Source organism: Anaerobacillus sp. ABR4_321 (assembly GCF_056158505.1).
In genome coordinates, this window is the sequence record NZ_JBSWTK010000001.1 from 240021 (window position 1) to 261697 (window position 21677).

Here is a 21677-nt window from a genome sequence, read left to right on the forward strand (position 1 = left end):
TTACCCTCCCTGCACGATCAGTTGTTTTTTTGCGATGATCCAGAGAGCTTGAATCGGAATAATTAAAATCGCTGCCCATACCACTTGAAAAAGAAGTGCTTCATAAACGGCAGCACCTTGGAAACCTTCAGTAAAGATCATACTTGGAATATAGCTGATCGCCTGAAATGGTAAAAAGTCCATTACCTGTTGCGCCCACCCGGGATAAAAACTGATCGGTAGCAGTAGTCCAGAGAATAGATCGATAACAACGCGTTTCGCTCGGATAAGGCCGTCGTTGTTAAAGAAAAAGAATGTAAGGACGCCGGTTAACAAATTGATCTGAGTATTGACGATAAAACTAAGAATAATTGCTAGCGTAAAGAAAAGCCACGTTGAGGCTGCTGCTGAAAACTCGATAGGAAAGATTAAGCTAACGATGAACATGCCCGGTATCGAAAAGAAACTCAAACGGAAGATGCCCTCTCCTAATCCTTGCATCGTCTTCATCATTAAATAATGATACGGTCGAATAAACTCTACAGCTACTTTTCCTTCTTTAATTTCTTGAGCGATTTCACGGTCGATATTATTAAAGTAAAATGCCCGAGCCATCCAGGCCACTGCGATATAAGTCGTCATCTGAATAACGGAGAGGCCTTCGATCTCTCCTTTGTTCCCATAGATCGCACTCCACAAAAAATAGTAGGCCCCAATGTTGATGCTGTAGATCAAGATACCACTATAATAATTGGTACGATAAGCAAGCATCATGAGGAAACGAATTCGAATCATCTCGATATACTTACCCATTGAGCATTCCCTCTTCATAGATATTACGTATAATTTCTTCTGTTGAAATTTCATGAATCTTTATATCCGTAATACGATGAGCCGCAACGACCCTACCGATCACTTCAGAAATAACGTGCTCTTCATTCACAACGTTTGCAACAAAAACATTTGGGCGATCACCTATCGTCCAATCTGCTTCAAGCTCATTCAATAACGGAAGAAGCTGTTCTCTGTTTACATCCTCGCCAAACTGAAACTCGATCTGTTTTCCTTCTCCCCAATTCGAACGAAGTTTCGCAAGCTTACCGTCATAGATGATTTGCCCTTCATCGAGCATGACCACTCGATCGCATAGTGCTTCTATATCAGTTAAATCATGCGTTGTAAGCAAAATAGTCGTTTTGTACTTTTCATTAATTTCTTTTAAGAAATTACGAATCTTAAGTTTTACTAATACATCAAGTCCAATTGTAGGCTCATCTAGAAACAATAGTTTAGGATTGTGAAGTAGTGCTGCTGCGAGTTCACACCTCATGCGCTGACCAAGTGAGAGTTTTCTAACCGGTTTATCTAATAAAGGGCCAATGTCGAGTGATTCGATCACATGGTTCATGTGTTCGTTATACACATCATCTGGAACGTTATATACTTTTTTAAGTAAGCGAAAGGACTCCTGAACAGCAATATCCCACCACAATTGAGATCGCTGACCAAACACAACACCGATCGAACGAACGAATTTCTCTCTTTCTTTGTGGGGATCCATTCCATTGACGCGAACTGTACCTGACGTCGGAGTCAAAATGCCAGTCAACATTTTGATACTCGTTGATTTTCCTGCTCCGTTCTCTCCAATATATCCAACCATTTCACCTTCATTAACGGTGAACGAAATATCTTTAACAGCTGAAATCACTTTGTAGTTCCTTGTAAACAAATCTCGAAAAGCTCCTTTAAGTCCAGAGCGGCTCGAGTGTGATTTAAAGTCTTTGCGCAGTGACTGCACATCGATGACTTTTTCCATTTGCCTTCCTCCTTTTTACACATACCAATTTAGTTTACAAGAGGCTTTATAAATGTACAATCAATGAGCTTGTTTCTTCCTATATATATCATGCTACAATGAAACAGGAATTAGTTTTAGAAGGAGGCAATTATGAACATTTCAAAATCAGAACAACATCATAAAGAATCACTAGACATTATGCTGGGCGGAGTCAATAGTCCTTCCCGCTCTTATAAAGGTGTTGGAGGCGGCACCCCGATATTTATGGAGAAAGCTCGCGGTCCTTATTTCTGGGACGTAGACGGAAATAAGTACATAGATTATCTAGCTGCTTACGGTCCTATCATCACAGGACATGCACATCCACATATCACTCAAGCGATTACGCACGCGGCAGAAAACGGCGTTTTGTACGGTACGCCTACCGTACTTGAAAACCGTTTTGGAAAGATGCTTCAAGATGCAATTCCATCTTTAGAGCGTGTGCGCTTCGTGAACTCGGGTACAGAGGCTGTCATGACGACGATCCGTGTTGCTCGTGCTTATACAGGCCGAAATAAAATCGTTAAATTTGCTGGCTGCTACCACGGACATTCTGATCTTGTTCTCGTGGCAGCTGGTTCTGGTCCAGCAACACTTGGTAGCCCGGACTCTGCTGGTGTACCGGCGAGTATTGCGAAAGAAGTCATTACAGTCCCTTTCAATGATATTGAGGCATATAAAGAAGCGATGAATAAGTGGGGCGATGAGGTCGCTGGCGTGCTTGTCGAACCAATCGTGGGTAACTTCGGCATCGTAGAACCGAAAGAAGGTTTCCTTGAACAAGTGAATGAGATTACTCATGATTACGGGGCACTCGTTATCTACGATGAAGTCATCACCGCATTCCGTTTTATGTACGGCGGAGCTCAAAACCTCGTCGGCGTTGAACCAGATATGACAGCATTAGGTAAGATCATCGGTGGTGGTTTGCCAATCGGTGCATACGGTGGTAAGAGAGAAATCATGGAAAGCGTCGCGCCACTTGGACCAGCGTATCAGGCAGGTACGATGGCAGGAAATCCAGCTTCTATTTCAGCCGGAATCGCTTGTTTAGAAGTTTTACAACAAGATGGTGTTTATGAGCACCTCGATGAGATCGGTGCTAGACTTGAAGAAGGTATTCACAAGCTCGCAAAAGAAAACAACATCCAGATTACAATCAACCGATTGAAAGGCGCCTTAACTGTCTACTTTACGGAAGAGGAAGTCATAAACTATGAGCAAGCAGAAAATACGGATGGAGAGAAATTCTCAACGTTCTTCAAACTTATGCTAAAAGAAGGGATCAACTTAGCACCTTCCAAATATGAAGCGTGGTTCCTCACAACAGAACATACGACCAAAGATATCGATGACACTCTTGATGCTGTGGGACGAGTCTTCCAACAGATGAGCAACGTTTAGAATAGATTAGAAAGACAGAATAAACGCTATTCTGTCTTTCTTTTAGTAAAAAAAGGGCTTGCTATCTTCGTCATTCCATTGTATAACTAGTACATTCTGTAATGTTTAAAAGTGGTAAGACAGGATAATCACTATACTAAAAGCTTTACATGAAAGGATCTATCAAAAATGAAGTTTGGTGCCCGGATTTTTAAAACAGGGCTTGCGATTACGATCGCTCTTTATATTGCTACTTGGCTAGAACTAGACCCACCCTCTTTTGCAGGAGTTGCAGCTCTTTTTGCGATCCAGCCGTCTATTTATCGATCATATCAATCAGTAATTGAACAAATCCAATCAAATATCATTGGAGCTATTCTAGCAGTAGTGCTTGTACTTGTATTTGGAAATCAGCCTATCGTCATCGGACTCGGTGCGATCTTACTCATTGCGATCAACATTAAACTTAAGATTGAAAGCACAATTCCTCTTGCAATCGTGACGCTCATTTTGATTATGAACGCACCTCAAGAAGAATTTATTTCGTTCGCAACCAACCGTTTCCTTGTTATCATGGTCGGGGTGATCAGTTCATTTTTCGTAAACTTGATTTTTCTCCCTCCAAAATACGAAACGAAGTTGTTTCATAAAATCGTACGGAACACAGAATACATTTCGCAATGGATTCGCCTCGCAACTAGAAATGATGCGGAGCATAAGGTATTGAAGGAAAATTTAAACCAGCTTAAAGAAGATACGGTGAAAAGTGATCAGTACTTCCTCCTATATAAGGAAGAACGAACATACTTTAAGAAAAGAGATTATGTAAAAGCACGCAAGTTGGTTCTCTTTCGACAGATGATCGCCACTACTGAAAAATCTTTTGCGATCTTGAAAATGTTAGATCAGCTTGACGTGAAAATATTGATTATGCCTGACGAGGTAAGAAAACTCATTCAGACGCACTTAGACGAATTAACAAACTACCATGAACGTATACATCTGAAATACATTGGTAAAGTACGACACCAATCACCTGAAGAGATGTTAAATATAGTAGATAATGGAGAGTCTTCGTTGACGGAAAGGTACGTAGATTTATATGAAGGCGGAGAGTGTAATCGTGACCTATGGATGACGATCTTCCCATTGATCGGTATGATTATCGATTATCATGATCATCTTGAACATTTAGATCTACTCGTAGACAGCTTCCACTCCTACCACCAAGAAGATAACGAAGTCGACATACAAGAGTTACACGCAAAATAAAAAAATCAGCCAAACGGCTGATTTTTTTATTTCTTCATTTTCGGATCGAGCGCATCCCTTAACCCATCTCCTAATAAGTTGAATCCTAGAACGGTCAACATGATTGCGAGACCAGGGAAGAAAACGGTCCAAGGTGCTTGGATGATATATTGTCTAGAGTCTGCAAGCATTTTACCCCACTCTGGCTGAGGTGCTTGTGCCCCAAGACCCAAGAAACTCAGCGCCGCCGCTTCGAGGATCGCTGTTGCAATCGCGAGCGTTCCTTGAACGATGATAGGGGCTAACGAGTTCGGAAGTACATGAGAGAAGATGATCCGTGTATCCCTCATCCCTACAGCTCGTGCAGCCATCACATACTCTTCTTGCTTAACACTCAATACCCTTGACCGTACTAACCGCCCAAAGTTCGGGATGTTGATGATTGCGATCGCGATCAAAGCATTTCGAAGTGATGGTCCAAGTACTGCTACTACAGCGATTGCTAGTAGAATACTAGGGAATGCAAGCATAATATCGAAGATACGTGAAATGATCGTATCGACCCAGCGGCCATAATAGCCAGCAATCATTCCTAGTAAACTTCCAATTGCAGCTGAACCTAGTACAGCAAAGAACCCTACCCATAATGAGATCCTTGCTCCGTATATAATACGTGATAAGATATCTCTTCCGAAGTCATCGGTTCCGAACCAGTGACTCGCTGAAGGCGATTGTAGACGCTCGGATAATTTTTGTTCATTGATACCTTCCGGAGCAATCACTCCGGCAAAAATGGCAAGAAGAATGAAGAAGAGAACAATACCCATGCCGACCATTGCCAGCTTATTTCTCCTGAACCCTTTCCAGGCTTCGCGCCATGGTGAGATTACTTCTTCGTCTGGTTGTTTTGGTACATTTGTTTGCTTCTGCGGAGCAATTTCAGCCATCTTGAAGCCCCCTTAGTTGTATTTGATTCGAGGATCAATTGCAGCATAGAGCAGATCGACAATTAAGTTGATGAATACGAAAATAACAGCGACAACAAGGATACCTGATTGAATTACAGGATAATCTCTAAAGTTGATCGCATCGTAAATATACCTTCCGATTCCCGGCCAACCGAAGATCGTTTCTGTTAGGATAGCGCCCCCTAGTAGAAGCCCCATCTGTAGACCGATTACCGTTAAAACAGGAATAAATGCGTTTTTCAAAGAGTGTTTGTATACTACCCAGAACATTCTCGTTCCTTTAGCACGTGCAGTACGAACAAAATCAGAGCGCATGACTTCAAGCATACTCGACCTTGTCATTCGTGCGATGATTGCCATCGGAATCGTTCCGAGTGCGATCCCTGGTAAGATCAAATGTTTCACTACTTCTCCGAATTGATCCATACGACCTTGGATAAGGGTATCGACAAGATAGAGATGGGTGATCGCATCGACCGGATTTCTTACATTTTCTCGACCAGTGGACGGAAGCCAGCCTAATTCAAGAGAAAATGCCCACTGTTCCATTAGTCCAAGCCAGAAAACTGGCATCGAAACACCTACTAGAGCAAGTACCATCGCCGTGTAGTCAAACCAGGAGTTTTGAAACCATGCACTGATGATTCCAGCATTTACTCCAATGAAAATTGCAATGACCATCGCTACAAGAGATAGCTCAAGCGTAGCTGCAAGGTACGGCCAAATTTCACCGCTAATTTCTGAACTTGTGCGTAATGATGTTCCAAGGTCTCCAGTAAACAAACCTTTAATGTAGTCAACATATTGTATGTACCATGGCTGATCGAGCCCTAATCGTTTGGTGAGACTTTCGATCGCTTCCTCTGTAGCCTGTTGACCAAGTATGACTTGCGCAGGGTCTCCAGGAATAGCTCTTATCATAAAAAACACGATCAACGTCATTCCAAATAGAACAGGTATAAGCATTAACAGCCGTCTAATTGTATATGCAAGCATATACTCACCTCTTCTTCCTTATGTACGATTCATGATTGCATCTCCGTCTTTAACCGAATAGTAAGGGGGAGTGCTCCACTCCCCCCTGTTTTTCATTTATTGTTCAACAGTAACTTTCGTCAACGTATCAGATCCTGTCGGATGTGGAGAGAAACCTTTTACTCTCTCAGAACCACCAAGTGCTGGTTTAGAGTGCACAAGAGGGATCCACGGTGCATCTTCATGGATGATTTCTTGAGCTTTCTTATAAAGCTCTTCACGCTTCGCTTCGTCAGGAGTAGACTGCGCTTCGATCAAGATGTCATGAAGCTCATCGTTAGAGTAGTACGTGTAGTTGTTGCTTCCAATATTGTCTTTGTCTAGTAGAACGTAAAGGAAGTTATCAGCATCACCATTATCACCAGTCCAACCAAGTAGGAAGCTGTCAGCTTCACCATTACGAGCTTTTTCTAGGTAAGTTGCCCACTCATAAGATTTGATTTCAGCATTAACGCCGATTTCAGCAAAACTGCTCTGAATAACTTCAGCTACTTTTTGACCATCTGGCATGTATGGACGAGGTACAGGCATTGCCCATAGCTCCATATCGAATCCATCTTCGTAACCAGCTTCTTTTAGAAGTGCTTTCGCTTTATCAAGGTCATACTCATATGGTTCGATATCATCGTTATACCCACTGATTACAGGTGGCATTGGGTTTTTAGCAGGCTCTGCTTGTCCAGCATAGAAAGCATCGATGATCGCTTGCTTATCCACTGCATGATTCAAAGCTTGACGTACTTTCTTGTTATTTAGAGGTTCACGGTTAGATGTTAATCCTAGGTACCCAACGTTCATAGAAGGACGGAAGAACGTTTGAAGGTTTTCATCATCTTCAACTTGTTGTACGTCAGAAGGATTTAATCCATCCATCAAATCGATTTCTCCAGCCATCAACGCATTCAATCTAGCAGAGTTATCAGGAATAGCTCTGAAAATAACGCGCTCAAGTTTTGGATAGCCATCCATCCAGTAATCTTCGTTTTTCGTTACAACGATCTTGTCATTACGGCTCCACTGATCAAATACGAAAGGACCAGTACCTACAGGGTTTTCACCAAACTTATCGCCATGCTTTTCAACAGCATCAGGACTTGCAATTGCGAATGGAGACATCGCTAGGTTCTTCAAGAATGGAGCTTGAGGTCTTTTCAATTTAATTTCAACTGTTTTCTCATCTGTTGCAGTTACGCTTTCGATTACGTGACCTTCATCACCTTTAAATCCACCAAACATAGATTTATAGTAATAAAAAGATTCTTCACTACCATTCATCCAGCGGTCGAAGTTAAACACAACAGCATCAGCGTTGAAGTCAGTACCATCGTGGAACTTTACGCCTTCACGAAGCATCAGTGTATATGTTTTACCATCTTCAGAAACTTCCCAGTCTTCAGCTAGACCTGGATTTACCTCTGTATCTTGTTCACCATAAGTAAGCAACGTATCAAAGATATTCTTTGTTACTTTGAAAGACTCACCATCTGTTACAGCTGCTGGGTCTAGTGCAACAGAGTCACCGCCACGTCCGAAGATTAGCGTTCCTCCATCAGCAGATTCGCCACCGTCGGAGTCTCCCCCACCGTTGCCGTTGGTTTCATTAGATCCGCCACAGCCGGCTAATCCAATGGAAAGCAACATCACAAAAACTAATGATAAAATGTACTTTTTCTTCATCGTTTTCCCCCTAGATTATGAATTTATTTATACCTGGTCTTCTTCATAAAGATGGCACGCAGTGTAATGCCCCTGTTCGATTTCCCTGAATTCCGGAACGACCGTGCTACACACATCCATTGCTTTTGGACATCGTGTATGGAATGGACATCCCGAAGGTGGTTTCGCTGGACTTGGCACATCGCCACTTAAAATAACGCGATCCTTTCCATATTCAGGGTCAGGTACTGGCACCGCTGAAAGAAGAGCCTGAGTATACGGATGTTTTGGTTCTAGATAAAGCTTTTCACTATCAGCCATTTCGACTACTCGACCTAAGTACATCACGCCAACCCTGTCACTGATGTGACGTACTACCCCAAGGTCATGTGCGATAAATAAATATGTTAGACCAAGCTCTTTTTGTAAATCTTCGAGGAGATTTAACACCTGAGCTTGAATGGATACATCGAGTGCAGATACTGGCTCATCCGCAATAATTAGCTTTGGATTAACCGCGAGTGCACGCGCAATTCCAATCCGCTGCCTCTGCCCCCCACTAAATTGGTGAGGATACCTTCTCGCATGATAGGGACTCAGCCCTACGATATCTAACAATTCCTTCACACGCTTTTTACGTTCAGCCTTATTCCCAAGTCCGTGAACGATAAGCGGTTCTTCAATGATCTTCTCAACGGTGTGTCGCGGGTTAAGTGAAGCAAACGGGTCTTGAAAGACCATCTGAATATCTTTACGAAGGTTTCTCATCTTGCTCTTGTTTAGAGAAAGAATGTTCTCGCCATTAAAGATGACTTCTCCTTCACTCGGTTCTAGAAGCCTCATAAGCATTCTTCCAGTTGTTGATTTCCCGCAACCACTTTCACCAACAAGGCCAAACGTTTCTCCCTTATGTAGCTTGAACGATACACCGTCTACGGCTTTTACAGTACCAACCTGCTGTTTGAGCACGCCGCCTTCTATCGGGAAATGCTTCTTAAGCTGTTTTACTTCGAGCAATGCTTCTTGCAAATTAGGTGCCCCCCTTAGCTTTCTACCCTCTCTAACAAGGTTGCTTTCTCTTTGTCTTCATGAAGCCAGCATCTTGCCATCTGACCATTACCAGCATCGATTAACTCAGGTGTAACCTCTGTACATTTGTCAAAAGCAAACTTACAACGAGGGGCAAAATGACACCCTGTTTTAATTGAGCCTGGCTTTGGTACGTTACCTGGAATCGAATATAGCCTCTCTTTTCGAGTTCGAACGTCAGGGACCGATTCGATCAGGCCGATTGTATACGGATGTTTTGGAGATTCAAAAATCTCTTTCGTTGTACCCTGTTCAACGATTTTGCCTGAGTACATTACTACGATTCGATCGCACATCTCTGCAACAACCCCAAGGTCGTGCGTAATCATGATGATGGAAGTATCCGTATCATCGTTAAGTTTTTTCATCAGTTCAAGTATTTGTGCTTGAATCGTTACATCGAGTGCTGTTGTCGGTTCATCAGCAATAAGAACATCAGGTTCACAAGCCATCGCCATCGCAATCATCACCCGCTGCCTCATACCGCCTGATAACTGATGAGGATACTCGTTCATCAGTTCTTCAGCTCTTGGCAGACCTACCAGCTTCAAAAACTTAATCGCGTGAGCCCAAGAATCCTTTTTGTTCCACTTCTTATGTATTCGAATTCCTTCTACGAGCTGATTCCCGATTTTGAAAACCGGATTAAGAGACGTCATCGGTTCTTGGAAAATCATGCCGATTTCATTCCCTCGAATCTTTCTCATTTCTTTTTCAGATTTTGATAGGAGATTCTCGCCCTTATACGAAATTTCACCACCTACGACTTTTCCAGGTGCTGAAATAAGCTGCATGATGGATAGGGACGTAACACTCTTTCCAGATCCAGACTCTCCTACTATTCCTAACACTTCACCTTTGTTGACATGAAAGTCAACTGAATCTACTGCAGGAATTTCACCATCATCGGTAAAAAAGTGAGTTTCTAACCCGCTGACTTTTAACACTGGTTGTTCCACTCTCTCACCCCTTTCAACCAATTCTGAATTTTTTAATTAAACTAAAATCTGTTTATAATTATTACATTAAATCGAAAACTTGGCAATGAGAGATAAAAAATTTTCTGTCATCTTTTGACGCTTTTACGCAAACATGTGCAAATAAACACAAAAAAGCACCCGATTTGGGTGCTATTGTTGTTAATATCACAAGTTTTGAACTTGGAATAACTGGTGATAGGAACCTTTCAATTTCATCAATTCACTATGGTTTCCAATTTCTGATATATTTCCATTTTCGATAACGACGATGCGATCAGCATGCGTGATCGTAGCTAAACGGTGCGCCACGATGAAGGTTGTCCGATCTTTCGCAAGATCTCCTAACGCTTCTTGTATAAGGTGTTCACTTTCTAAGTCAAGTGCAGAAGTTGCTTCATCTAAAATCAGAATAGCTGGGTTCTTCAAGAATACTCTTGCAATAGCAACCCGTTGCTTCTGTCCACCAGAAAGCTTAACCCCTCGTTCACCAACAGGTGTGTCATAGCCTTGAGGAAGATCTTTAATAAATTCATGAGCATTCGCTGCTTTAGCAGCAGCAATAACTTCTTCTTCCGTTGCATCTGGATTCCCCATCTTTATGTTCATACGGACTGATTCACTGAAGAGTATATTATCCTGTAGAACCATACCGATATTATTTCTAACACTTCTTGCATGATAGTCACGAATATCAGTGCCATCGATTTCGATTTTACCGCCCGTCACATCGTAGAAACGCGGAATCAAACTGACAAGAGAAGACTTCCCTCCACCGCTCATGCCGACAAGGGCGATGGTTTCACCAGCTCGGACATGAAGATCGATCCCTTTTAAAACCGGAAGATCTTCATCGTTATATTTGAAGTAGACATCACTAAAATTTACATCGCCTCGAACATTTTTCAACTCTCGAGCATCTTCACGGTCTACGATATCGTACTTTTCATCCACAAACTCAAAGACTCGGTCCATTGAAGCGATTGACTGAGTGAGTGTTGTAGAAGAGTTAACCAAACGCCTAAGAGGGTTATACAACCGATCCATATAGGTTACAAATGCTACCATCTCACCAATTTTTAGGTCCCCAGAAATAACGAGGTATGCTGAAAATGCAATAACGATGAGTGGCGCCACATCTGTAATCGTATTAACGGTCGCAAACGTTTTAGCGTTCCATTTCGTATGATCGATTGCACGAGAAAGGAAATTTGTATTTCTCTTATCAAACTGTTTTTGCTCATAATCTTCAAGAGCGAAACTTCTTATAACCGGCATTCCCTGTACGCGTTCATGAAGATGACCCTGAACTTCAGCAAGAGCCTGAGACCGGTTCTTCGTTAAATCGCGTAATCGTTTATAAAAGTATTTAACTGCAAAACCATACAATGGTAAAAGAATAATTGCTGCAACCGTTAACCATACGTTCATGAATGACAAGATTACAATAATGATCACGATTGTGATCATATCTAGCCATACATTCATAAGCCCGGTAATCACGAACGTTTTCGTTTGCTCAACGTCATGAATCACTCTCGAAATAATCTCTCCAGCTTTATTGTTCGAGTAGAACTTTAAACTGAGCTGCTGAATATGAGAGAAAAGCTTATCTCGAATATCATAGAGGATTTTACTTCCGATCCATTGTGCAAAATACTGCCTGAAGTATTCTACTGGTGGTCTTACAATTACAAATAGAAAGAACGCCCCTCCCATTAACCACAGCAACTGTTCATATTTCTCACCACTCGTCATACCATCTGCATTAATGATATCGTCGATCACATACTTCAGAATCAACGGAAGCAAAAGTGGTATTCCAAACTTCAATATCCCTATACCGATCGTAATTCCAATCTGCTTTCGGTATGGTCTAACAAATCGCATATATCTCTTGATACTGCCCAGATGACATCACCCTTTGTTTCATTACCTCTTGCATCGTTGTGCTAACAGGTTCATTTCTATCATGCAAAAACCTGTTGAAAATGATTCAACAGGTTTTCTCACCTATATTGTAAAAATTGTTCATACCATTGATCGACAAAACCTGGTGCGAACGGTCCTTTTCGTTGATGTATCCAATTCATCAGTTCTTTAACGTTTTCCTTAACGATATGGTCGATTGCATCTGGATAATTCATTTCTTTCTTATGAGCTTCATACTCATCTTCATCTAAAAGTTTATAAGTCATATCGGGATATATCTTAATATCAAGATCGTAATCAATATACTTTAGTGCTTCCTCATCGTACGTAAACGGTGTACCAAGGTTGCAATAATAGTAAATTCCGTCAGTTCTCAACATGCCGATAACGTTGAACCAGTGATTAGCACTAAAATAACAAATGGCTGGCTCACGAGTTCTCCACTGTCTACCGTCTGATTCAGTGACGAGAATACGATCGTTTCCCCCGATGATTTCTTTCGATGACCCTTTAAGTACGATACTCTCTTCCCATGTTCTGTGTAGAGTACCACGGTGTTTATAGCTTTGAATTTGAATTCTCGTTCCGGTCGTTGGGAAACTCATCTCCTTCTCCTTTCTAAGAAATTCCGGAAAACGATGAATGCCTCACGTAAGGCAGACTCACAGCATCCTTCTTTCCTTCCGATCACTACAAAGTTTATCAATCGTCTCTTCCTATTAATTCCCCTCTATTATAACGCTTAACATCCGAAAGTTAAAACAAAAGCGCCATTCGAATGAATGGCACTCCATGTAGTCCATTAAACTGACGTCTTTTCAAACGTAGAGATCACTTCGGTAATCAAATTATTAAAGTCTTCTTCCATTCTCAACAGCTCTTGTTTCTGTTTTACTAACGCTCCCTGCTCTAACGTGGATGCAGATAACATCTCTTCTTTTGATTGTATTTCCTTCTTCGTATGAATCATCTTATCGGCAAGTTGAAGCTGTAATTGAATAAGTTCATCGAATCGATCCATTCAATTTCTCCTTCCCATTCATACTGTCTACGAAAAAGAATTCAATAGGAAAAAGAAATTTCCTTTCTCAATATGTGTTGAGATATAGGAACTTTTGTCATATCTCTTCTATTGGAAGAACGCATGTCTCATCTTCATTCTTAGGCGAATTAACACGGGTGGAAACTTCATACGCATTCATTTTATCACTAGGATACGATACCATCATATCTTTCAAGATGCTGAAATCTTCAATAGATGGATCCAGCCAGTCATGCTCTTGCTCTTTTGGCAATATAACTGGCATTCTGTTATGTATCTCTTTCATCATGTCGTTTGCCTCAGTGGTTAAGATCGTGCATGTGTAGATCGATTTTTCTCCTTCTTTCCACTGTTCCCATAATCCAGCCATTGCAAACGGTTCACCTTTGTTTACTTGTATTCTCATTGGAACTTTTCGATCTTTATCCTTTTTCCATTCGTAGAACCCATCTGACAATATGATGCATCTGCGTTTTTTCAAAGCATGTTTAAAACTTGCCTTTTCAGCTGCTGTTTCACTACGTGCATTGATCAACTTATTCGCAATAGATGCATCTTTGGCCCAAAAGGGAATTAACCCCCACCTAAGCGTACCTAATCGGTTTTCATCATTCGCTCGAATGATGGTTGGCACTTGTTGCGAAGGTGCTATATTATAGCGAACAGAATAATCATCAATTGTAATTTGGTCGATTTGAAATCGTTCGATCAAAGCATCTAACTCTGCTGTAAGCGAAAAGCGTCCACACATAACCATTCCCTCCCTAATGACATTTTCTTCGTTGAATGCCCTTATTCCTTTGTTCAATAAAATTATATTAAAATAATGAAACGGGACTGACATGGTCAGCCCCGTTAGGGAAGCAATTATTGTTGTTGCTGGTTTGGTTTTTGAGCAGGCTGAGCTTGACGAGCTTTTGCTTGCTGTTGAGCTTGCTGCTGAGCTTGTTGCTGAGCTTGCTGAGCTCCCATTTCTTGACCAAATTCAGCACCGTACTGCTGCTGATTAGCTTGACCAGCAGAACCTTTGCTCTGTTGGTTTTGTTGTTTCACGTGTTGAATGCTTGTACCAGCTTGTGTTTGTCCTGGTTTCTTTGCCATGGCTTATCACCTCCCACAAACAATAGAATATCCAGATAAAAAATAGATATGTACGTAATGAGATAAATTTTTTAGGATAGTTTTCCATTGTTTCCACCCCCTTTTTTGATAGCTTTTTCTCACCTGTTGCACACTAACTAACGAAAGGGGGTTCATCGATGGATCACAAGCGAGATATGACTGAACTATCCATGATGCCTAAAAGTGACTGGGAGAATGGTGAGCTTGCCTTTTTTCATCACAGCTTGCAACAGATTGCTCCTTATCTAAATAGTGAAGGCGTAGCCATCCATAGGGAGATTATCAAAGAAATCGAACATCGTGGAGGATTGTCTTTTGGGGAAAAGAGGTAAGTTTAACTAACAAGATGTTGGTTTTGGCGCTCCGAATATCGTAGGGGTTTGAATACCGTTTGCTTTCCTGCGGAAGAACGCCCGTATTTCCTCCCGGACAAACAACGTCCGGTCCGGGGTTTCGGTCGCCCGTTCTACCGGGGAGTCAAGCGGTATTCACTTCTACTAGAAAGAGCAAACTTCAAGTGAATTTTCCGTTCAATTAATTTTAACTCATTCAGCTACACTTCTAGTGCAGCGCGAATAAACTTCCTGTATTCCGATACAGGAAGTTTTTTCGTCTAAAAGTTTGACCGAGATTGACCACCATCAACGTTTAAGGTAGCTCCAGAGATCCAAGATGCTCTTTCTGATGCTAGGAACACTACAGCGTCAGCAACTTCTTCAGGTGTCCCAAATCTACCGCCTGGTATTTCACGATCAACAAAAGCATTGATTTTTTCAGGGTTCTCATCTAGCCTCTTCTGCCAGTTTCCGGTCGGATGAAGAATAGCCCCTGGCGCAACGCCATTCACACGGACTCCTGAACGAATCACTTCATCTGCCATCGCTTTGGTAAAGCTGATCAACGCAGACTTCGCGTTGTTGTAGGTCGGTTTTCCACCAGACTCTCTACCGAATATGGAAGAGATATTGACGATTGAACCGTAACCCTTCTCCTGCATTTCTTTAGCCGCAAGTTGACTCAAGTGAACAGCTGAATAAAAATTTAGTTCCATTGCTTTATGGAACTGATTAACATCCGTTTCCATAATCGTTGTTCCGCTACTGCCTCCTGCATTATTAACGAGGATATCGATCGATCCAAACTCTAATAAAAACGAATCGATAAGGTGCACGCGTTTATGATCATCAGTAATATCCGCTTCAAAAATCGCGATGTTGTTATTTAGTTCAGCTTTTGTTTCCTCAAGTTCCTCACGGTTCCTCGCACAAATGCCTACGTTTGCTCCCTCATGATAAAATGCAGAAGCGATTGCCTTTCCAATCCCTTTCGAACCTCCTGTTATTAAAACATTACGCCCTTTTAAGTTTAATTCCATTACGCTATTCTCCTTTCACGATTTGTTTAACAATCTTTTGATGTGCAACTGGAAATGCGAATTTTTCAAGTTCACTCTCATTTACAAAACGAACGGTTTCAGTTTCGTTAATTCCATCAACTTCACCTTTATAAACTGTTAAATACCACTTGATATGACTGAACACGTGGGTGAATGTTGTCAATTCATCTTGAATAGTGGCTGTTCCACCGTATTCATCACGAATATGAGTGATCAATTGTTTTTCTTTTAACCCGCCCTCTGTAAGCTCAACATTTACAAATTCCCATAGTCCAGCTAACAATCCATCTTCTGGACGCTTTCTAATCAAGTACCTCCCACTTGAATTTTGAAAAACAGCTACCGCTATAGGTACTGGTCGAGGCGCTTTTTTCTTTGATTTGATCGGAAGCTCTTCTTGAGAACCTTCATGGTATGCTCTGCAGTGAGATTGGACTGGACAAAGTAAGCAAGAAGGCGATTTAGGCGTACATATGATTGCTCCTAATTCCATCAAGCCCTGATTAAATGAAGAAGGGTCTTCTTTTGAGATGATTTCTCTGATGACTTCTTCAAAGATTTTTCTTGTTGAAGGTTTTGCAATATCTTCCCAGATGCCTATTATTCTTGAAATCACCCTCATCACGTTGCCGTCTACAGCAGGTTCAGGAACACCATATGCTATGCTTAAGATGGCTCCTGCAGTATAAGGTCCAACACCTTTAAGCTTTGAAATTTCGCTTGGTGTATTTGGAACCACCCCACCATATGTTTCTGCCACTTCTTTTACCGCAGCTTGTAAATTCCTTGCTCGCGAGTAATAACCGAGGCCTTCCCATGCTTTTAATACCTCTTCTTGTGGAGCATTCGCAAGGTCTTCAACAGTAGGGAATTTCTCTAGAAAATGATGAAAATACGGGATGACCGTATCCACCCTCGTTTGTTGTAACATAATTTCGGAAACCCATACGCGATAAGGGTCTTTATTTTCTCTCCATGGCAGTATCCTTTGTTCATTTCTGAACCAATCGATTAAATCATTTTGAAATTGTTCTTCTTCAAATGAGTGTAGAAGTTCCTTTACATTCGTCATTGTTCAACTCTCCGATACTTAAATTGCTTTGTTCTTCCTCTTCGCTTAATTAATACATATAATATCGTACCTTATCATTTCCAAACAGCATTTAACTTTTCACATAAACGATTATTGGGTATAACTAAACTATAGACTATATAAAACCAAAGCTTTCTATTTAGAAAATAAGGCATAAACGCTTTTTACTAAGGAGGATCTTTACCATATGGATACTGGGACACATGTGGTCATGGGATTGGGGCTAGGAGCTCTCGCAACACTAGATCCAGCAGTAGCTCAAGATCCAATCACCGCTCAGAGCGTTCTAATCGGAGCGCTGATTGGATCTCAGGCCCCAGACTTTGATACCGTGCTCAAGTTAAAAAACAATGCTGTATACATCAGACACCATAGAGGAATAACGCATTCGATCCCAGCCGTCTTACTTTGGCCAATTTTGATAAGCAGTGGCATCATGCTGTTTTACCCAGAAACAAATTGGCTCCACCTTTGGCTTTGGACGTTTTTAGCAGTGTTTATTCATGTGTTTGTAGATATCTTTAATGCTTATGGTACACAAGCGTTAAGACCCTTCTCCAACCGATGGGTAGCTCTTGGTGTGATTAACATCTTTGACCCGTTCATCTTTTTAAGTCATATAGCTGGACTTGTACTATGGTATATAGGTGCAAATCCTGGTTATACCTTTTTAACCATCTACGGTATATTAGCGCTCTATTATTTATGGAGAATATACGAACAGCGTAAGCTGATCAACGCTGTTAAAGAACGTATACCAGATGCAGTCGAAGTCATCGTATCACCTACGATCAGGTGGAGTAGGTGGCACATTGCCATTAAATCTGAAACCCAGTTCTTTGTAGCGAGGGGTGAAGGCACTACGATTCATATTCAAGATGAATTCGACCGTGTTCCTGTGCCTGAAACACCAGTTCTAGAAACTGCAAAAGAAGACCCTAACTTGAGCGCATTTCTTTCGTTCTCTCCTGTATATAGATGGGAGATTGAAGAGACAGAAGAGGGATATGAAGTGAGGTTCATCGACCTTCGATACCGCAGCAAAGGTCATTATCCATTCGTTGCAGTTGTTCAAATGGAAGATCAGTTAGAAATCAAAAGCTCATATACAGGCTGGGTGTATAGTGAAGACACGCTTAGGAAGAAATTGGACCCTGCCATTGATTAATTCCATATGAAAACCGGCTGATATGTCAGCCGGTTTCTTTATCGTTTAATGCTTAATGCTTCGATCGTCATCAAAATATCCTTTATATTTCGGATTATTTTCCATGAAATCGTGTAAAACTGGCCCGTAATAGTCGATCCATTGTTGAACGATCTTTTCTGTAACGTCTACGCCTTTATACTCTCTTCCAGCTTTTGCTCTGGATGATTCGAAATCTTCCCAGAGTAGTTCAACCATTGTTCTGGCCTGACCATATGACAACTGGTCATTCTTTTCAAGTAAGTTATGAGCAAGCCTTTCAAATAAATCTTCCATAAGGCATCCTCCTTTCATGTTGTCTTCCAACGGTTTCCGTTCATTCTGTATCTTTTCTTCACATAACGCCTGTTAGCTAATCACATACTAACATTGTGCCTGTTTAGACAAAAACTGTCGAAAAGGGAGGCGATGAAATGCGTAAGAAGGTCTCTAAATATCCAGATCTTAAATTCTCAGGCGAACCTCGCGCGAAGGAAGAATTTTCTTCTAAACGTGCGGACGGAACGACAAACACGCAACCTCAGGAACGCATGAAAGCTTCTAACCAAACTAACAATCGACATGGTTAATTCTCACATACGATAGGAGGCGCAAAAGATGGGTAAAGACAATCGTGATAGGCTACATCCGAAATATAAAGATCCATTTCAATCACCCAGTGCTAATCCGAAGCATGCTCACCACCAGGTGAATGGAGAAACTCAGCAGGCATATAATGATATCGTTTTGCAGATTCAAACCCGCAAACGTTCTTAAAAAGATTAAGCAAGAGCAGCGTTATTGCTGCTCTTTCTCAATTAACATTGAAATCGGAAATGCTTCTATAGCTTCGCTTCCTTTACGAAAACCCCATGCAAACGTTCCGTTCATGTAATCGATAACGAACGAGGATCCTGGGTCACCTTCAAGTTCATATGTTTTTCCGGGAGTAAAATCGTCCGGGTTTAATAAATAAGACTTCGCAAGAGCGATTCTTCGTTCATGTACTGCAAACTCATTTACCATACCCATTTGCTCAGCTCTTCTAGCTTTCTCACTGAGCTGTGCGATTGAAGTTCGTAATTCTTCTTTATTCATTTCACTGAACCGTTTATCCATGACAACCTCCATAAAACTGTTCCTAATGTCTTCAGTATAGTTCATTTCACAATGTATGACAAAAATATGCTACGCTTTCAAAATAGGAGGTATGTAATATGAAAAGTATTGTAATCACTGGTGGAGGATCAGGCCTCGGAGCTGAGCTTGCCAAAAGGTGGGCAAGTTTAGATAAGCACGTTATTTTGGTTGGTCGTACGAAAGAAAAACTTGAGACTGTTTGCACTGATATCCAAGAACAAGGCGGATCCTGTTCATCATATACGTGTGATATTTCGAATTACGCAGACGCTATAGATCTGTATTCGAAGATCACTAATGATGGTCATACCATCGATATGCTTGTAAACAATGCTGGGGCGGGAGCATTCGGCTCGCTAGAAGACATAGATGAAGAAGCGATACATAGCGTCATCGACACGAATGTAAAAGGGACCATTTTTCTAACTAAAATCTTTCTTCCTGTTTTAAAACAAGCAGAAGGACGAATCATGAACATTATTTCAACAGCTGGTCTTAAAGGAAAAAAACATGAAACGGTTTATGTAGCATCCAAATATGCGATAAGAGGATTTACTGAGAGTCTCTGGAAGGAACTAGAGGGAACCGGGGTAAGTGCAACTGCAGTGTACATGGGAGGTATGGACACTCCGTTCTGGCACTCCACAGATCACATTAAAGATACTTCCAGATTGAAATCCCCAGCAGAAAAAGCAAAGCAAATTATCGATCAAGATGAAGGACAACAAGAAATTTTCATTGATCGATAAATTCATCTAAATAGTGATTGATCAATGAAAACGGAAAGCCTTTACGGTATAAAAATTGTTTCATTTTATATTTGTACTCTTTATTATCCAATTTTGAGAAACGGCGTTCGGCTTTTTGTGCTTGAAGCAGGAGTGCTTCCCACTCCTCTTCATGATTTTTATGATCGATCTCATTCATGACTTCTTGAATGATTTCTCTTTCAAAGCCTTTACTTGTAAGCGCCTGTCCAAGCTTTTGTTTCAGTTCAGTCGATGAGACGTTTTTAAGCTTCTTCACTTTTTTTAGAGCAAACTCTTCGGCACGTTCAAATTGACGTTCATATGGATATTCTTCAAGAGCCTTTTCGATCGTATCTTGTGAAACGCCTTTTTGAATCAACTCTTGATGGATGATGTAAGGTCCTTTCCCCCCTGCGTTCACCTTCGTTCTAACAAAAGCGCGTGCAAATTCAAGATCATTCACGTATCCATAGCGCTTTAATTTACTAATGATAGAAGAGAAAGCTGCCTCCTCGATCTCTTTCGTTGCAAGGTGATCTATAATTTCTTTCTCAGATCGCATTCGATAAGACAAATAATGAAGCGCCAAGTTGAAACCTTTTTTTATGTGGTCTTCAAACTGTATCTCATCTAGAGTTTCCTGATTTAGTTCGATTCCTTTTCTAAGACCGAACCGAATCAGCACATCCTGATCCACACCGAACCCAAATTCTTCTCCATTCCCTTTATCTATAAAAATCGAAAACCGTTCACTGTTGTTCTTTTGTGTTGTGATACGTGTAATTTTAACCAATACGCTCACCTCTCTCATCACATTGTATCATTTTCAAAAAAATAGTATGAACCTAGAGCATTGGATTAAAGGATTCTCTTTACGGGTAAAGAAATAATTACTATAAGAAATGGATTAACTAGGAGGAACCACGTTATGAACATAGCGATTGCTGGTGGTACTGGTTTCGTTGGGAATGCTCTCACTGAATCATTCGTTAATGATGGACACCACGTCTACATCTTAACTCGAAACCCAAACAACAAACCTGCTCAAACAGGTGTAACGTATGTTAAATGGCTCAAAGATGATGCAGAACCAGAAAAAGATCTACAAAATCTGAATGCCATTATCAACCTTGCAGGAGAATCGATCAATAGCGGCCGATGGACGGAAGACAAGAAAGAAAGAATATTGAACAGCCGTATCTCCGCAACTCGAGAGATCGTTTCGATTATAGAAAAACTTGACCATAAACCACGTGTACTCGTTAATGCATCTGCCACAGGATTTTATGGCTCTTCTCTCGACAAGTCATTTACGGAGAATGACACGAACCCGGGGTCTGATTTTCTTGCTGATGTGACATATAAATGGGAAAAAGAAGCGATGCGTGCCCAAAATTACGGTGTACGCACAGTGCTGACTAGATTTGGGCTCATCTTAGGTGAAGAAGGCGCACTCCCTCTTATGGTACTGCCTTATAAATTCTATATGGGCGGTAAGCTCGGAGATGGAAGACAGTGGTATTCTTGGGTTCATATCAAAGACGTGGTCGGGATGATACGATTTGCTGTCGATCATGATTCTGTTCAAGGACCACTGAACGTGACAGCACCAGAACCAAAACGAATGAACGAATTTGGTAGAACGTTAGCAGAAGTACTGAATAAACCTCACTGGATTCCTGTTCCTGAAGCACCTGTGCAGCTCGCTCTTGGCGAAAAGAGCGGCGTTGTTCTGAAGGGACAATGTGTATTGCCTCAAAAAGCGAAGGAACTCGGCTATCCTTTCCGATATTTAAAACTTAAAGATGCTCTTGAGAATCTGCTGGCTTAATTCCA

General features: G+C 41.3%; 25 protein-coding genes. 8 read left to right on the forward strand and 17 right to left on the reverse strand.

Annotated elements, in window-relative coordinates:
* Both ACXADT_RS01330 and ACXADT_RS01335 read right to left on the reverse strand, forming a co-directional pair.
* Window positions 1-792: an ABC transporter permease gene (locus ACXADT_RS01330; protein ID WP_270182619.1), complete on the reverse strand. Its 792-nt coding sequence runs from the start codon at window positions 790-792 to the stop codon at window positions 1-3.
* Entirely contained in the window at window positions 785-1798 is a 1014-nt protein-coding gene (locus ACXADT_RS01335) for an ABC transporter ATP-binding protein (RefSeq protein ID WP_474832995.1), read from the reverse strand. Before ACXADT_RS01335 ends, ACXADT_RS01330 begins: the two co-directional genes overlap by 8 nt.
* A 132-nt stretch (window positions 1799-1930) precedes the next feature.
* Between ACXADT_RS01335 and ACXADT_RS01340 the strand changes: the two genes are divergently transcribed.
* Both ACXADT_RS01340 and ACXADT_RS01345 read left to right on the forward strand, forming a co-directional pair.
* Window positions 1931-3226 carry a glutamate-1-semialdehyde 2,1-aminomutase gene (locus ACXADT_RS01340; protein WP_474832997.1) on the forward strand — a complete coding sequence of 432 codons (1296 nt, stop codon included), beginning with the start codon at window positions 1931-1933 and terminating at the stop codon, window positions 3224-3226.
* A 168-nt stretch (window positions 3227-3394) separates the two neighbouring features.
* The gene (locus tag ACXADT_RS01345; RefSeq protein WP_270182622.1) at window positions 3395-4477 is read left to right on the forward strand and encodes an FUSC family protein; all 1083 of its coding nucleotides are present in this window, start codon (window positions 3395-3397) and stop codon (window positions 4475-4477) included.
* Between the two features lie 26 nt (window positions 4478-4503).
* On the opposite strand, the gene nikC is transcribed toward ACXADT_RS01345, so the two are convergent.
* The 10 genes from nikC to ACXADT_RS01395 all read right to left on the reverse strand — a co-directional run bounded on the left by nikC (window position 4504) and on the right by ACXADT_RS01395 (window position 14256).
* Window positions 4504-5403, reverse strand: coding sequence for a nickel transporter permease (gene nikC / locus ACXADT_RS01350; protein ID WP_270182623.1), 900 nt, complete (start codon window positions 5401-5403; stop codon window positions 4504-4506).
* Between the two features lie 12 nt (window positions 5404-5415).
* Window positions 5416-6420 carry an ABC transporter permease gene (locus ACXADT_RS01355; RefSeq protein WP_270182624.1) on the reverse strand — a complete coding sequence of 335 codons (1005 nt, stop codon included), beginning with the start codon at window positions 6418-6420 and terminating at the stop codon, window positions 5416-5418.
* 96 nt (window positions 6421-6516) lie between these two features.
* Entirely contained in the window at window positions 6517-8136 is a 1620-nt protein-coding gene (locus ACXADT_RS01360) for an ABC transporter substrate-binding protein (RefSeq protein WP_270182625.1), read from the reverse strand.
* A gap of 27 nt (window positions 8137-8163) precedes the next feature.
* On the reverse strand, window positions 8164-9144 hold the full coding sequence (locus ACXADT_RS01365; protein ID WP_270182626.1) for an ABC transporter ATP-binding protein: 981 nt from the start codon (window positions 9142-9144) through the stop codon (window positions 8164-8166).
* 14 nt (window positions 9145-9158) lie between these two features.
* Entirely contained in the window at window positions 9159-10163 is a 1005-nt protein-coding gene (locus ACXADT_RS01370) for an ABC transporter ATP-binding protein (RefSeq protein WP_270182627.1), read from the reverse strand.
* A gap of 186 nt (window positions 10164-10349) precedes the next feature.
* A complete protein-coding gene (locus ACXADT_RS01375) occupies window positions 10350-12092 on the reverse strand; it encodes an ABC transporter ATP-binding protein (RefSeq protein ID WP_474834621.1) in 1743 nt (580 codons plus the stop codon).
* A gap of 98 nt (window positions 12093-12190) precedes the next feature.
* Window positions 12191-12718 (reverse strand): nucleoside tri-diphosphate phosphatase, encoded by a 528-nt coding sequence (ntdP, locus tag ACXADT_RS01380; protein ID WP_224885093.1) that lies wholly within the window; start codon window positions 12716-12718, stop codon window positions 12191-12193.
* Window positions 12719-12915: 197 nt separating this feature from the next.
* Window positions 12916-13134: a hypothetical protein gene (locus ACXADT_RS01385; RefSeq protein ID WP_270182629.1), complete on the reverse strand. Its 219-nt coding sequence runs from the start codon at window positions 13132-13134 to the stop codon at window positions 12916-12918.
* A gap of 97 nt (window positions 13135-13231) precedes the next feature.
* Complete coding sequence (locus tag ACXADT_RS01390; RefSeq protein ID WP_474832999.1) at window positions 13232-13906, reverse strand: SOS response-associated peptidase; 675 nt, start codon at window positions 13904-13906, stop codon at window positions 13232-13234.
* Window positions 13907-14022: 116 nt separating this feature from the next.
* Window positions 14023-14256: a gamma-type small acid-soluble spore protein gene (locus tag ACXADT_RS01395; RefSeq protein ID WP_270182631.1), complete on the reverse strand. Its 234-nt coding sequence runs from the start codon at window positions 14254-14256 to the stop codon at window positions 14023-14025.
* A 158-nt stretch (window positions 14257-14414) separates the two neighbouring features.
* On the opposite strand from ACXADT_RS01395, the gene ACXADT_RS01400 reads away from it, so the two are divergent.
* A complete protein-coding gene (locus ACXADT_RS01400; protein WP_474814323.1) occupies window positions 14415-14609 on the forward strand; it encodes a hypothetical protein in 195 nt (64 codons plus the stop codon).
* Between the two features lie 281 nt (window positions 14610-14890).
* On the opposite strand, the gene ACXADT_RS01405 is transcribed toward ACXADT_RS01400, so the two are convergent.
* Window positions 14891-15652 (reverse strand): SDR family NAD(P)-dependent oxidoreductase, encoded by a 762-nt coding sequence (locus ACXADT_RS01405; RefSeq protein ID WP_270182633.1) that lies wholly within the window; start codon window positions 15650-15652, stop codon window positions 14891-14893.
* Between the two features lie 4 nt (window positions 15653-15656).
* Window positions 15657-16745, reverse strand: a complete 1089-nt coding sequence (gene mutY, locus ACXADT_RS01410; protein ID WP_474833000.1) for an A/G-specific adenine glycosylase — start codon at window positions 16743-16745, stop codon at window positions 15657-15659.
* Between the two features lie 208 nt (window positions 16746-16953).
* Here mutY and ACXADT_RS01415 point away from each other — a divergent pair, with 208 nt between their 5' ends.
* Entirely contained in the window at window positions 16954-17934 is a 981-nt protein-coding gene (locus ACXADT_RS01415; RefSeq protein WP_474833002.1) for a metal-dependent hydrolase, read from the forward strand.
* Between the two features lie 45 nt (window positions 17935-17979).
* Here ACXADT_RS01415 and ACXADT_RS01420 read toward each other — a convergent pair whose 3' ends face one another.
* Entirely contained in the window at window positions 17980-18249 is a 270-nt protein-coding gene (locus ACXADT_RS01420) for a YfhJ family protein (RefSeq protein WP_270182636.1), read from the reverse strand.
* A gap of 137 nt (window positions 18250-18386) precedes the next feature.
* Between ACXADT_RS01420 and sspK the strand changes: the two genes are divergently transcribed.
* The gene (sspK, locus tag ACXADT_RS01425; RefSeq protein WP_270182637.1) at window positions 18387-18542 is read left to right on the forward strand and encodes a small, acid-soluble spore protein K; all 156 of its coding nucleotides are present in this window, start codon (window positions 18387-18389) and stop codon (window positions 18540-18542) included.
* Window positions 18543-18570: 28 nt separating this feature from the next.
* Window positions 18571-18729 carry a YpzG family protein gene (locus ACXADT_RS01430; protein ID WP_224885074.1) on the forward strand — a complete coding sequence of 53 codons (159 nt, stop codon included), beginning with the start codon at window positions 18571-18573 and terminating at the stop codon, window positions 18727-18729.
* Window positions 18730-18750: 21 nt separating this feature from the next.
* Here ACXADT_RS01430 and ACXADT_RS01435 read toward each other — a convergent pair whose 3' ends face one another.
* Window positions 18751-19071 (reverse strand): YfhH family protein, encoded by a 321-nt coding sequence (locus ACXADT_RS01435; RefSeq protein ID WP_474833003.1) that lies wholly within the window; start codon window positions 19069-19071, stop codon window positions 18751-18753.
* A gap of 98 nt (window positions 19072-19169) precedes the next feature.
* Between ACXADT_RS01435 and ACXADT_RS01440 the strand changes: the two genes are divergently transcribed.
* Entirely contained in the window at window positions 19170-19841 is a 672-nt protein-coding gene (locus tag ACXADT_RS01440) for an SDR family NAD(P)-dependent oxidoreductase (protein WP_474833005.1), read from the forward strand.
* Here ACXADT_RS01440 and recX read toward each other — a convergent pair.
* Complete coding sequence (gene recX, locus ACXADT_RS01445) at window positions 19828-20634, reverse strand: recombination regulator RecX (RefSeq protein WP_474833007.1); 807 nt, start codon at window positions 20632-20634, stop codon at window positions 19828-19830. The genes ACXADT_RS01440 and recX overlap by 14 nt on opposite strands.
* A 135-nt stretch (window positions 20635-20769) precedes the next feature.
* On the opposite strand from recX, the gene ACXADT_RS01450 reads away from it, so the two are divergent.
* Window positions 20770-21672 (forward strand): TIGR01777 family oxidoreductase, encoded by a 903-nt coding sequence (locus ACXADT_RS01450; RefSeq protein ID WP_270182641.1) that lies wholly within the window; start codon window positions 20770-20772, stop codon window positions 21670-21672.
* Window positions 21673-21677 lie beyond the last annotated feature (5 nt).